We start from the raw sequence: 12,134 nt of genomic DNA, 5'->3' as shown, positions 1-12,134 counted from the left end.
CCGTCGTTGCCGAACTATTTGACAACAAGACGTTCACCGGAAAAACGGGCAACGTGGAGGTGTTGGTGTTGGAGGTTTGGCCTCGGTGGTTGCCTTCGCTTGGATTGCGGGCGTTGGACACGCATTTCGTGCTTCGGCCCGGCGGGGCTGCCGAGTGCGGCGCGGAAGTCATGTGGGCCGCCGTCGGGCATCCGACCACGGCCCGGCCGCGCTGCTCGGTTTGCTTGCAGATCGCCGAAACGCACAGCAGGGCTGTGAATCCGGTCCGCTCCGACACGGCCGGCCGCCGGGGCTCTGCGGCGCGGCACTTGCGGAATCAGGAATGCGTCAAGCGAGAGCGCTGATCTGACCACATCGGACGGTGACCGGCCGGGAGGGACTCGTCATGTTCTGGTTGCAACTCGGCACGCTGATGCGTTCAACGTCGTCATCTTCGCGATGCTGTTCATCCCGGCATCGAATCCGCAGCACGGCGACGCGGGCGAGGACGCCTACGCCGTTTGGCAGCTCATCGACGACATCGAAGCCGAACGCGACGCCGAGTACACCGGCCGCCACCGGCTCCGCGCTCCCCCGTCCGAAGCGGACGAGCCTCCCCGAGCCGCCTGCCCCCCGACCGGATCGGCGCGTCGCCTCTCCCCGATCACCGCGCCGATCCTCCCGGTAGCCGGGCACCTGCCCCCGACCCCGCCCGGCTACCGGGCCCCGCAATGCTCGTGAGTGTTCGTTCCGGTTCTTACCGGAACGAACACTCACGAGCACTGGAGCCGCCGCTACCAGGCGTCGCCGTCACGCCAGTCGCAGGTCAACGAGCCGGTCAGGTCCAGCGGGACTTCCACCGGAAAGACGAAGATGAAGCTGTCTTCGTCCTCCGTGCGTTGAGTTCCCGTCGGAGCCAGGGCGAACGTCGGCCCCTGCCAACGCTGCCAGCCCCGCGCCTCGTACAGCGCCGCTCCCTCGTCGCTCGCGCCCAGCGCTCCGAGGTCGTACGCGCGGCGGATCACCCCCTCCAGCTCCGCCATCATCGCCGCCGCGATGCCCCGGCGCCGTCGGTCCGCTCGCACCGCGACGCCCTCGATGTAGCCCGTGCGAAGGGCTCGGTCGGCGTGCAGGAGACGCCGTTGGACCACCGCCGCGTGGCCGATCAGCTCGTCGCCTTCCCACACCAGGGTGTGGATGCCGCCCAGGCAGTGCTCCCAGTCGTGTTCTGCCATGTCGTCTTCGAACACGTCCCAGAGCAGTGCCCGGGCGGCTTTGCGCGTCGCTTCGTCGAGGTCGGCGGTATGCGCCGTACGCACTTCGGTCATACCACCCATCCTGGCAGTGATCAGCGCATTCCCGCGACCGATTTGTCCGCCAGCGCCGACCGCCGGTAGCCGTAGAACCCGTAGACCAGCAGGCCGACGACCATCCAGCCGATGAAGCGCGCCCAGGTGACCCAGTCGAGCTGGCTGATCAGCCACAGCGAGAAGAGCACGCCGATCGCCGGCACCACCGGCACCCACCGGCAGCGGAATCCCCGCTCCAGTTCGGGACGTTGGCGGCGCAGCACCACCACCGACACCGCGACGACGATGAACGCCACCAGGATTCCGATGTTGGTCAGCTCCGCGGCCTCCCGGATCGGCAGCAGGCCCGCGATCAACGCCGACACCACGCCGACCACCCAGGTGACCCGGTGCGGCACCTTGCGCACCTCGTGGGTCTTGGCGAACCAGGCGGGCAGCAGCCCGTCGCGGCTCATCGCGAACCACACCCGCGTCACCGCCAGCATGTTCGCGAACATCGAGGTCACGATGCCGAACACGGCGCCGACCGCGACGATCAGCGCGAGGCCCGGCAAGCCGGCCGACGCCAGCGCACCGGAGAACGGGCTGCGGATGTCGATCTCGCTGTAGTGCTGCATGCCCAGCAGCACCACGCACACCAGCACGTAGATCACCGTCGCGATACCCAGCGAGTAGATGATCGCGCGCGGCATCGCCCGCCGGGCGTCGGCCGATTCCTCCGCCGCCGCGCTCATCGCGTCGTAGCCGTAGACGGCGAAGAAGGCCATGGCCGCACCGGTGATCGCGCCGCCGAGCCCGTAGGGCAGGAACGGCGTGTAGTTGCCCGCGTTGATGTGGCACGTCCAGCAGCGACTCGGCCACCGGCAGCAGGAACGGCCCGGTTCCGGCCACCAGCACCCGCCGCCCGACCGCGATCCGCTGGCCCTTCGCCATCGCCTGCGCGGCCCCGGCGCTGAACACCCCGGGCAGGTCCCAACCGGGGAACGGGAGGACCCGGTCGTGCGCCCCGGTGGCCAGCACCAGCGCATCGGCGCGCAGTGCCGTCAGCTGCCGATCCGGAGCATCGGCCGGTCCACTTTGGATGTTGATCCGCCGATCCGGTTCCAGCGACCACACCGTGCTGCTCGGCAGGTGCAGAATCCGCGGGTTCGTCAGGATTTCGTCCCGCAGCGCCCGGAACCACCGCCAATCGTGCTGGATGCGCTCCGGTCGCCGCGCCGCGAACCGCTCCGGGAGCTGGCGGTGGAACTGCCCGCCAAGCTGCTCGGCAGAGTCGACCAGCACCACCTCGGCACCGGCCCGCGCGGCTTGCGCGGCGGCGTTCATGCCCGCAGGCCCGCCGCCGACGACCACGATGCTCATGCCTCTCCCCCCGGCAGTTCGGCACCGTGCTGGGTACGGATGACATCGCCGGGTGCCACAACTCGTTGACACGCCCGCACATCCGGCACGTCGTTCACGACCAGCAGGCAGTCGAAGCACGCGCCGATGCCGCAGAACAGCCCGCGCGGCCGCGCGTGCTGCCTGGTGCTGCGCCACGACGTGCGACCGATCGACATCAGCACGGCGGCGACCGTCTGCCCGGCTCGCACCGCGACCGGTGCTCCGTCCACCTCGACGGCGAACTCGGCGGGGTACTGCGGTTGCACCGGATCTTCCCGGTCCGGCACCAGGAACGGGCCCGTCACGAGACCACCTCCTCGATCAGCCCGGGGCGGTCCACCCGGAACGGTCCCGGATCGATGTGCGGCGGGCGGCCGTCGAACAGCTCCGCGAGCAGCTGCCCGGTCGCGGCGGCGAGCCCGACCCCCGCGCCCTCGTGCCCGGTCGCGTGCCACAGTCCCAGAACCCTGGGATCGGCGCCGATCACCGGCAGGTGGTCCGGCGCGTACGGCCGGATGCCGCCGTAGGCGCGCATCACCGGAACCCGCCCCAGGACGGGGAACAGCGCGGCGGCCTTGCCAGCGATCTCGCGCAGCACGTGCATCCGAACGGTGTCGTCGAAGCCGATGCGCTCCCGGCTCGACCCGATCAGCACGGTCCCGGCCCGAGTGCTTTTCCACCACCGTCGAAGTCTGCAGCTCGGCATCGCCGCTTTCCACCGCGCCGACGTAGTCGGCGTCGTAGACCTTGTGCCGCACCGTGCCCGGCGGCACGGGAGCGGTCACCAGAACCATGCCCCGGCGCGGCAGCACCGCGATCGGCGCGCCCGCCGCCCCGGCGAGTTCGCCAGACCACGGGCCACACGCGATGACCACTGCCCCACAAGTCAGAACACTGCTGCCGGTGCGAACACCCGTCACACGGCCATCACGCCCGCGCACCACTCCGGTGGCTGCGGTTCCGGGCCGCAGCGTTCCGCCGCGCCGACGCACCGCCGAGAAGCGCTGATGCGGCGAGGACGGGTTGCACCTGGGCGTCTTCCGGGTAGTGCACGGCGAGCGTCGTTCGCCGCGTGAGGTGCGGTTCGAGCTCGAACACCGCGCCGGACGGCAGAACCCGCGCATCCACGCCGGCTTCGCGCTGCTCCGCGGCGAACACCGCCAGCGCCTCCGATCCGTCCACAGTGGTCGCGGCGACGACGCCGCCCTTCGGCTCCCACTCGAAGTCGGCGATGCCGCCGAGCTCCTCGCGCAGGCTCCGCACCAACTCCGGCCAACGCCTGCGGCCGGCCTGGGCGAGCCGGAGCTCCGCACCAGGCGGCTTGTCCGACACGAGCACGTTGCCCTCGCCGGATGCCGTCGTGCCCGCCGCGGGTGCACCGCGGTCCAGGACGTCGACGACGTGACCGGCCGCGCTCAGCGCCTCAGCGCAGGCCGCGCCGACGATCCCGGCGCCCACCACCACGATGTCGGGGAACTGCCGCATAGCCACCACCAACGTTCACTAAAATGAACGCAACAAACGCTAAACCCCGATGTGACCACGCCAATCCCCCAACCCCCGGCCGATCCTCCAGTCCCGGCCAATCCCCCGGCCCACGCCAATCCCCCGGCCCACGCCAATCCCCCAACCCCCGGCCGATCCCCCAGTCCTGGCCAATCCCCCGCTCCCCGCCAATCCCCCGCTCGTCCGATCCCGGCTCGAACCGATCCCCAGGCCCCGATCAATCCCCCGACTCGGGCCGATCCCCAGGGGAACGAGGTTCCGCAATTTCAATGGAAATCGCGGAACCTCCGGCGTGTCCGGCCACGACACGCCGTGACCTGTGGATAACTTCCCCAATTTCAATGGAAATCAGACATTCGATTTCCATTGAAATTGCGGCTCAACGAACCTGGCCGAGCCCTGGGTGGTGGCGGAGCATCGGGCTGTCGGTCTCGCTTTGGTACTCCAGCAGCAGGACCGAGGTCACCGGGCCGCCGACCGTCTCGTAAGTGTGCGGCAGTTGCGCCGGGAAGCAGACGTAGTCCCCCGGCCCCAGCTCGTATGGCGCATCCGCCGGTCCGACCCGCAACTTCCCTTCCGTCACAACGACGTGCTCGCGGCCGGGGTGCCCGTGGGAGTGCTGGACCTCGCCGGGCCGCACCCGCTGGTCGTAGACCTCCAGCACCGAGGAGGTCAGGTCGAGCCGCCGCAGCATCCGCAGGTCGACGGCGTTGCTGCTGAGCACCTCCAGCCCGGCGGAGCGCACCAGCACCACGTCGGGCTCGATGCGCTCGGTCAGCAGAGTCGACACCGGCACCTGCAAAGTGTTCGGCAAACTGAACACCGTCTGGATCGTCGGGTTGCCGACGCCGGACTCCAGCTGGGACAGCGTGCCCTTGGCGATGCCGGACCGCCGCGCCACCTCGGACAGCGACAGCGCCTGCTCGGCCCGCAACGCCCGCAGATTCGCCGCGAGCACCCGGACGGCCTCCACCTGCGCCATCAAGCACCTCCCGAAACCGGAACCTCCCCGCAGCCTAACGACCGGCGCCCGACCACCCGCGAAGCGGCGTTTTGCAAATAACGGGATTTCCTTGCTCGTCGGGTCGGCGACAGCGCACCGTAACTGGCACGGCGGTCGCCGGAGATGCCCCGAGTACAGCTCCGGCGAACGCCCCACCAACCACCAGGCCGCGAGATCGGGCGGCTCCCCCCTGCCCGAGTTCTCGCGGCCTGCAGCCGGTTTGCGGTGCGCCGCAGCGCGCATCCCGATTTCCCAAGGGGCTCGAATGCTCAAGCACGTCCTGGACGTGGTGGATCTCCTCGACGATCCGAAGATCACCGGCGCCAGCGTGGTCGCCTACCTCGACGCGGTGGCCGGCGAGCCCGGGCTGGCCACCAGCACCACCGTCGAAGGCCACCAGGGCACGACCGACTTCGTGCAGGTCCGCATCACCGGCTCGCGCGGCAAGGCGGCTGGCGGCGACGCCCCGACGCTGGGCGTCGTGGGTCGACTGGGCGGCATCGGCGCCCGCCCCGAGGTGACCGGTTTCGTCTCCGACGGCGACGGCGCCGCCGCGGCCATCTCGACCGCGGCGAAGCTGCTGTCCATGCGCGCCCGCGGCGACGTGCTGCCCGGCGACGTCCTGATCAGCACCCACATCTGCCCGGACGCCCCGACCCGGCCGCACCAGCCGGTGCCGTTCATGGACTCCCCGGTCGGCATCGCCACCATGAACGCCCACGAGGTCAGCGACGACATGGACGCGGTGCTGTCCATCGACACCACCAAGGGCAACCGGATCATCAACCACAAGGGCCTGGCGCTGTCGCCGACGGTCAAGCAGGGCTGGGTGCTGCGGGTCGCCGACCGGCTGGGCACCCTGCTGGAGACAGTCACCGGCGAGCCGCTGGTGACCTACCCGGTGACCACCCAGGACATCACCCCGTACGGCAACGGCGTCTACCACATCAACTCGATCCTGCAGCCGGCCACCGCGACCGACGCACCGGTGGTGGGCCTGGCGATCGTGGTCGCCGCCGCCGTGCCCGGCTGCGCCACCGGCGCCAGCCACGAGACCGACATCGCCGCCGCGGCCCGCTACGCCGTCGAGGTCGCCAAGGAGTTCGGCGCGGGTCAGCTGACCTTCCACGACCAGGCCGAGTTCGACCACCTCGTCGCCCGCTACGGCTCCCTCGCCCACCTGCAGACCTTGGGCTCCCTGCCCGCCGAGGAGGACTGATGGCCGCGACGCAATCCACCGAAGCCCAGCCGGGCAAGCAGATCGGCAGCGACGACTACTCGCTGCGCCGCGTCCCGCAGGACGCGCGCTACGGGTTCGGGTCGATGCTGCTGCAGTGGCTCGGGCAGTCCGGCTCGCTGTCCCAGTTCGTGCTGGGCGCCTCGCTGGGCATCGCGATGGGGTTCTGGGATGCCTTCTGGGCGTTCACCCTCGGCGCGGTGCTGCTGGAGATCGTGATCTTCCTGGTCGGCCTCGCCGGGCAGCGCGAGGGGCTGGCGATGACCATGCTCACCCGCTTCGCCGGGTTCGGCCGCAACGGTTCGGCGCTGGTCAGCCTCGTCATCGCGATGAGCATGATCGGCTGGTTCGGGGTGCAGAACGGCATCTTCGGCAAGAGCATGCAGTCGCTGGTCGGCGGCCCGGTGTGGGCGTGGTGTGCGATCTCCGGTGTCGTGCTGACCGTGCTGGTGATTTACGGCTTCAAGTACATGATGGTGCTGGCCAAGATCGCCGTGCCGCTGTTCTTCGCGCTGGTGGCCTGGAGCGTGGTCAGCACGCTGTCGCAGCACTCCATCGGCGAGCTGATCGCCCGGGAGCCGACCGCTGCGGCGATGTCCATCCCGGCGGCGGCGACCATCGTGGCCGGCGGGTTCATGTCCGGCGCGGTCGTCGCCCCCGACATGACCCGCTACAACCGCAAGGGCTGGCACGTCCTGCTGCAGAGCTCGTGCTCGATGATCCTCAGCGAGTACATCGTCGGCATGACCGGCGTGCTGCTCGGGCAGCTGGTCGGCAGCAAGGACGTGACCTCGATCGTGCTGTCCACGTCCGGTTTCGCTGGGCTGGTCATCGTGATCCTGTCCACTGCGAAGATCAACGACTGGAACCTCTACGCGTCCTCGCTGGGCGTGGTGAACTTCGTGGACACGGTGTTCGGCAAGCGCCTGCACCGGGCGTCGGTCACGCTCGTGATCGGTGTTCTCGGCACCGTGCTGTCGGCGGTGGGCTTCCTGGAACACTTCACCGACTTCCTGAAGATCCTGGGCGTGGCGATCCCGCCGATCGGCGGCATCATCGTCGCCGAGTACTGGGTGGCCCGCCGGATGCGCGGCGAACTGGACCGCACCCGCCCGTCCGGCACGCTGCCGGACAAGGTGGCCACCTGGGTGCCGGCGACCCTGGTGGTGTGGGTCGCGGGCTTCGCGGTCGGCTACTTCGTCGACGCGGGCATCCCGGCGCTCAACGCGCTGCTGACCGGTTTCCTGCTCTACACGGTGTTGTCCTTCGCCGGGCTGGTGCGCCCGGTGGGGACCTCGACGCTGGAAGGACCCAAGTCATGAGCGGGGCCGAGGACGAGGTCGTCGACCTGTGCCGGGACCTGATCCGCATCGACACCTCCAACCCGGCCAGCAACGAGCGCGCGGCGGCCGAATACGTCGCGGCGAAGCTCGCCGAGGTCGGCGTGGAGTCCACATTGGTCGAGAGCGCGCCTGGGCGGGCCAGCGTGATCGCCCGCATCGAAGGCGAAGACCCGACGCGGGGCGCGCTGCTGATGCACGGCCACCTCGACGTAGTGCCAGCGGATGCGAGCGAGTGGACCTTCGACCCGTTCGGCGGGGAGATCCACGACGGTTGTCTGTGGGGTCGCGGCGCGATCGACATGAAGGACTTCGACGCCGTCATCCTCGCGGTGGCGCGGGAAATCGCCCGCACCGGGCGGAAACCGCCGCGGGACATCGTGTTCGGCTTCCTCGCCGACGAGGAGGACGGCGGCAAGTTCGGCTCGCACTGGCTGGTGCGCAACCGGCCGGAGCTCTTCGACGGGGTCACCGAGGCGATCACCGAGGGCGGCGGCGTGTCGTTCGACCTGGGCAACGGCCAGCGGCTGTACCCGATCGAGAACGCCCAGCGCGGCCAGGCGTGGCTGCGGCTGATCGCCACCGGCCGGGCCGGGCACGGTTCCTCGCCCAACGACGAGAACGCCGTCACCGACCTCGCCGAGTCGCTGGCCCGCATCGGGCGGCACCGGTTCCCGGTGCGGCTGATCGAGCCGGTGCGGGTGCTGCTGGAGCGCGCCGCCGAACTGCTCGGCGCCGACTTCGATCCGTCCGATGTGGACGGCAGCCTGAAGAAGATGGGGCCGGTGGCCGACCTGGTCGACGTGATCCTGCGGAACTCGGCGAACCCCACGATGATCGAGGGCGGCTACCAGACCAACGTCATCCCGGGTCGCGCCACCGCCGCGGTGGACGGGCGGTTCCTGCCCGGCCACGAGCAGGAGTTGCTGGACACCATCGACTCCCTGCTGCTGCCGTCGGTGCGCCGCGAGTTCATCCACCACGACGTTGCGATGCAGACCGAGTTCTCCGGCACCCTGGTCGACGCGATGTGCGCGGCGATCCGCGCGGAGGACCCGGACGGCCACCCGGCCCCGTACTGCAACGCGGGCGGGACCGACAACAAGGCGTTCGCGACGATCGGCATCAACGGCTTCGGCTTCAAGGCCCTCCGGGTGCCGCCGGACCTGCCGTACTCGCGGATGTTCCACGGCGTGGACGAGCGGATTCCGCTGGAATCGCTGCGGTTCTCCACGCGGGTGATGCAGCGACTGCTGCAGACCTGCTGACCCGCGCGAAGGGCGCCTCCGGCTGGTGGCCGGAGGCGCCCTTTTCCTGAACGGATCGCCGGTTACGGCTGGGGAACTGCTCGGCGTAGGTCTGCACAGCCTTGGTGATCGCCTGGAGGTTGCGGTCCAGGGCCAGCAGATCACCGTTCCCTGCACAACGGCCAGTAGCGGTCCACGTCCCGCAGCTATCCTTCAGGCGCAGGCAGAGCCGAGGGGACGCCATGGGCGAATCAGGTGGCCGGGCGCGCGGCCCGGCCAAGGAGCACCGCACCGTCAGCCGAGTCACCACCATCCTGGAGACGGTGGCCGCCGATCCGCACGGTGTGCGGCTGAGCGTGCTCGCCGGGGCCCTGGACGCCCCGAAGACCTCAATGCACGGCCTGGTGAAGGGCCTGGTGGCGACCGGGTATCTGCAGGAGCAGGGCGGCGCCTACCTGCTCGGTCCGGCGGTCGGCGCGCTGCTGCCGACCCCGGGCACGCCGCTGGTGGACGCGGCCAAGCCGACGATGCAGAAGCTGCGCGCGGAGTTCGACGAGACCGTCATGCTGGGCACGCTCGTGGGCGACTCGGTGGTGTACCTGGAGGCCGTCGAATCCACCCAGCTCATCCGCTACTCGGCCCCGCTGCGCAAGCGGCGCCCGCTCTACCCGACGAGCATCGGCAAGTGCATGCTGGCGAACCTGGACCGGACCACCCGCGAGGCGTACCTGCGCGAGAACTTCCCCGACCCCGATGAGCGGGCCCGGGTCGAGGGCGAGCTCGCGGACATCGCCGCCGACGGGGTCGCCTACAACCGGGGCGAGACGGTGCCGGACGTCTCCGCGGTGGCCGGGCCCGTGGTGTCGCACCGGGCCGACGCCGGCACCGCCGCGGTGTCGATCGCCGGGCCGACGACGCGGGTGGCCGACCGGCTCGACGAGATGGCCGCCGCGATGCGCGCGGCGGTCCAGGAGATCACCTACCGCCTCCGCTGACAGCCCCGCTCCGCTGGTCGACCAGGTCGCGGCCAAGGCGCACGCCGCGCCTCCGCGTACCGTTCGACCGAGTCGTGGAGCTCCCTCGACCGACTTCGAGGGGATGCCGGGATCGCGGTCCGCGGCGGCGTGGCAGAGCTCGTGCTGCGGGATCACGGTTGCCCGGAAGGCGTCCGGTGCGTTGGACCGGATCAGCGGAACCCGGTCGTAGATCGAGTCCACCAGGTCGCGGTAAACCCCAGTGGCCCGGACCGTTGCGGAGCAGCACCTCGCCCAGGTAGCGGCCGACACCTTGACCTCCACTTTGGTCGAACTCCTAGCGTCGCGACCGGGAGCGCGAACCGGCCTTCGCTCTCCCGGCAACGAGAAAGCGGCTCAAGGAGCACGGAATGCACGCGATTCGGCAGTACGAGTTCGGCCCCGCGGAGGTCCTCCGCTACGAGGAGGTGCCCGACCCGCACCCCGGCCCCGGGCAGGTGCGCATCGCGGTCGCCGCCGCCGGCGTGCACGTCGTCGACACCTCGATCCGGCAAGGGGGCCAGCGGGGCCCCTTCCCGCAGCCCGACCTGCCGATGACACCCGGCCGCGAGGCGGCCGGGGTGGTCGACGAGCTCGGCGCGGGCGTCGACGTGGAATGGCTGGGGCGGCGCGTGGTCGCCCACCTCGGCATGGCCAGCGGCGGCTACGCCGAGCTGGCGGTCCGCGAAGTCGAGGCGCTGCAGGTGCTGCCCGACGGCGCCGACTTCGACGCGGCGGTCGCGATGATCGGCACCGGGCGGACCACCATGTCCATCCTGCGCACCGCGCGGCCGACCGCCGGCGACGTCGTGCTGGTCACCTCGGCCGCCGGCGGCATCGGCGCGCTGGCGGTGCAGTACGCCCGCAACATCGGCGCGACCGTGGTGGGCGCGGCCGGTGGGGCGGCCAAGGTCGCCAAGGTGCGGGAGCTCGGCGCCGACATCGCCGTCGACTACACCGCGCCGGACTGGGCCCAGTCGGTCCGCGAGGCCCTCGACGGGCGCGCGGTGAGCCTGGTGCTCGACGGCGCCGGCGGCGAGTACGGCCGCGCCGCCTTCGACCTCCTCGGGCCCGACGGCCGGATCACCATGTACGGCAAGGAGTTCGGCGAGCACCAGTTCACCTCCGACGACCTGCTCGCCCGCGCGCTGGCCGCGAAGGTCGCCCTCGGACCGAACCTGCTGAAGGTGCCCGGCGGCATGCGGACCCTGGAGAACGAGGCGCTGGCCGCCCTCGCCGACGGCAGCCTGCGGCCGTTGGTCGGACCGCCGTTCGCGCTGGCCGAAGCGGCCAAGGCGCACGCCGCCCTGGAGAACCGCGAAACCTATGGCAAGGTGGTGTTGCGGCCGACTCCGTGAGACGCGAGAAGCGGCGGTGTTCGCCCGACCACGTCGATGATCGAGATCATGTGGCGGGAACCGCCTGGTTTGTCGTAACGTCCCCGCCTGGTGCGCGGTTCGGCACACCGAGTCAAGCCCTGGAGGTACGGCTGTGGAACAGGTAGTTCTGCTCGACGAATCCGGTCAAGCGATCGGGGTCGAGGACAAGGCGATCGTGCACCACCAGGACACACCGCTGCACCTGGCCTTCTCCTGCTACGTGTTCAACGACCGGGGCGAGTTCCTGCTGACCCAGCGGGCGCACCACAAGCGCACCTTCCCGAGCGTGTGGACCAACACCTGCTGCGGCCACCCGGCACCCAAAGAGGACATGAAGGCGGCGATCACCCGGCGGCTCGGCGAGGAGCTCGGGCTCACCGTGCGCGGCCTGGAGTTGGTGCTGCCCGGCTTCCAGTACCGCGCCACGATGCCCAACGGCGTGGTGGAGAACGAGAAGTGCCCGGTTTTCGTCGCCTTCACCGAGGACACCCCGCAGCCCAACCCTGACGAGGTCGCCGAAACCCGCTGGGTGGACTGGAAGGAATTCAGCGCGGAGGTCCTCGCGGACGAGACCGAGGTGTCCGCATGGTGCGCGCTGCAGGTCCGCCAACTGGTCGAGCTCGGCCCGGAACCGGCCCAGTGGCCCAAGGGCGCCGCGGCCGACCTGCCCCCCGCCGCGCACGTGAGCTGACCGCCCTCAGGTTCCCGGCCCGCACCGCCGCGAGTGCCGCGGTGCG

General features: G+C 70.5%; 10 protein-coding genes and 3 pseudogenes. 7 read left to right on the top strand and 6 right to left on the bottom strand.

What is annotated here, in order from left to right; translation table 11 throughout:
- Positions 1–438 precede the first annotated feature (438 nt).
- On the top strand, positions 439–720 hold the full coding sequence (locus DL519_RS42400) for a hypothetical protein (protein ID WP_190823387.1): 282 nt from the start codon (positions 439–441) through the stop codon (positions 718–720).
- 53 nt (positions 721–773) lie between these two features.
- On the opposite strand, the gene DL519_RS42395 is transcribed toward DL519_RS42400, so the two are convergent.
- The 6 genes and pseudogenes from DL519_RS42395 to DL519_RS42370 all read right to left on the bottom strand — a co-directional run bounded on the left by DL519_RS42395 (position 774) and on the right by DL519_RS42370 (position 5,160).
- Positions 774–1,316, bottom strand: a complete 543-nt coding sequence (locus DL519_RS42395; RefSeq protein ID WP_397545093.1) for a GNAT family N-acetyltransferase — start codon at positions 1,314–1,316, stop codon at positions 774–776.
- A gap of 11 nt (positions 1,317–1,327) precedes the next feature.
- Positions 1,328–2,125, bottom strand: a pseudogene (locus DL519_RS42390) (amino acid permease); the annotation flags it as partial.
- A pseudogene (locus DL519_RS42385) lies at positions 2,103–2,615 on the bottom strand (FAD-dependent oxidoreductase); the annotation flags it as partial. The pseudogenes DL519_RS42390 and DL519_RS42385, both read right to left, overlap by 23 nt.
- Before the next feature lie 32 nt (positions 2,616–2,647).
- Positions 2,648–2,938, bottom strand: coding sequence for a (2Fe-2S)-binding protein (locus DL519_RS42380; RefSeq protein WP_223840453.1), 291 nt, complete (start codon positions 2,936–2,938; stop codon positions 2,648–2,650).
- 35 nt (positions 2,939–2,973) lie between these two features.
- Positions 2,974–4,157: pseudogene (locus DL519_RS42375) on the bottom strand (NAD(P)/FAD-dependent oxidoreductase).
- A 400-nt stretch (positions 4,158–4,557) separates the two neighbouring features.
- A complete protein-coding gene (locus DL519_RS42370; protein WP_190823380.1) occupies positions 4,558–5,160 on the bottom strand; it encodes a helix-turn-helix domain-containing protein in 603 nt (200 codons plus the stop codon).
- A 286-nt stretch (positions 5,161–5,446) separates the two neighbouring features.
- Between DL519_RS42370 and DL519_RS42365 the strand changes: the two genes are divergently transcribed.
- The 6 genes from DL519_RS42365 to idi all read left to right on the top strand — a co-directional run bounded on the left by DL519_RS42365 (position 5,447) and on the right by idi (position 12,088).
- On the top strand, positions 5,447–6,400 hold the full coding sequence (locus tag DL519_RS42365) for a DUF1177 domain-containing protein (protein WP_190823378.1): 954 nt from the start codon (positions 5,447–5,449) through the stop codon (positions 6,398–6,400).
- Positions 6,400–7,740 carry a cytosine permease gene (locus DL519_RS42360; protein ID WP_190823376.1) on the top strand — a complete coding sequence of 447 codons (1,341 nt, stop codon included), beginning with the start codon at positions 6,400–6,402 and terminating at the stop codon, positions 7,738–7,740. Before DL519_RS42365 ends, DL519_RS42360 begins: the two co-directional genes overlap by 1 nt.
- Positions 7,737–9,026, top strand: a complete 1,290-nt coding sequence (locus DL519_RS42355) for a M20/M25/M40 family metallo-hydrolase (protein WP_190823374.1) — start codon at positions 7,737–7,739, stop codon at positions 9,024–9,026. Before DL519_RS42360 ends, DL519_RS42355 begins: the two co-directional genes overlap by 4 nt.
- Before the next feature lie 221 nt (positions 9,027–9,247).
- Entirely contained in the window at positions 9,248–10,000 is a 753-nt protein-coding gene (locus DL519_RS42350; protein ID WP_190823372.1) for an IclR family transcriptional regulator, read from the top strand.
- 389 nt (positions 10,001–10,389) lie between these two features.
- Positions 10,390–11,376: a zinc-binding dehydrogenase gene (locus DL519_RS42345; RefSeq protein WP_190823370.1), complete on the top strand. Its 987-nt coding sequence runs from the start codon at positions 10,390–10,392 to the stop codon at positions 11,374–11,376.
- Positions 11,377–11,509: 133 nt separating this feature from the next.
- Entirely contained in the window at positions 11,510–12,088 is a 579-nt protein-coding gene (gene idi / locus DL519_RS42340) for an isopentenyl-diphosphate Delta-isomerase (RefSeq protein ID WP_190823368.1), read from the top strand.
- The last annotated feature ends 46 nt before the right edge of the window (positions 12,089–12,134 follow it).

The organism is Saccharopolyspora pogona (genome assembly GCF_014697215.1).
Lineage (GTDB): Bacteria > Actinomycetota > Actinomycetes > Mycobacteriales > Pseudonocardiaceae > Saccharopolyspora > Saccharopolyspora hattusasensis.
The sequence above is the reverse complement of the archived record's forward strand: the minus strand, read 5'-3'. Positions and strand labels throughout refer to the sequence as shown.

Bases quoted from the DNA above. Each gene is read 5' to 3' on its own strand.
- DL519_RS42395 (WP_397545093.1), bottom strand. From the start codon at position 1,316: ATGGGTGGTATGACCGAAGTGCGTACGGCGCATACCGCCGACCTCGAC.
- DL519_RS42400 (WP_190823387.1), top strand. From the start codon at position 439: ATGCTGTTCATCCCGGCATCGAATCCGCAGCACGGCGACGCGGGCGAG.
- DL519_RS42355 (WP_190823374.1), top strand. From the start codon at position 7,737: ATGAGCGGGGCCGAGGACGAGGTCGTCGACCTGTGCCGGGACCTGATC.
- DL519_RS42360 (WP_190823376.1), top strand. From the start codon at position 6,400: ATGGCCGCGACGCAATCCACCGAAGCCCAGCCGGGCAAGCAGATCGGC.
- DL519_RS42365 (WP_190823378.1), top strand. From the start codon at position 5,447: ATGCTCAAGCACGTCCTGGACGTGGTGGATCTCCTCGACGATCCGAAG.
- DL519_RS42370 (WP_190823380.1), bottom strand. From the start codon at position 5,160: ATGGCGCAGGTGGAGGCCGTCCGGGTGCTCGCGGCGAATCTGCGGGCG.
- DL519_RS42345 (WP_190823370.1), top strand. From the start codon at position 10,390: ATGCACGCGATTCGGCAGTACGAGTTCGGCCCCGCGGAGGTCCTCCGC.
- DL519_RS42350 (WP_190823372.1), top strand. From the start codon at position 9,248: ATGGGCGAATCAGGTGGCCGGGCGCGCGGCCCGGCCAAGGAGCACCGC.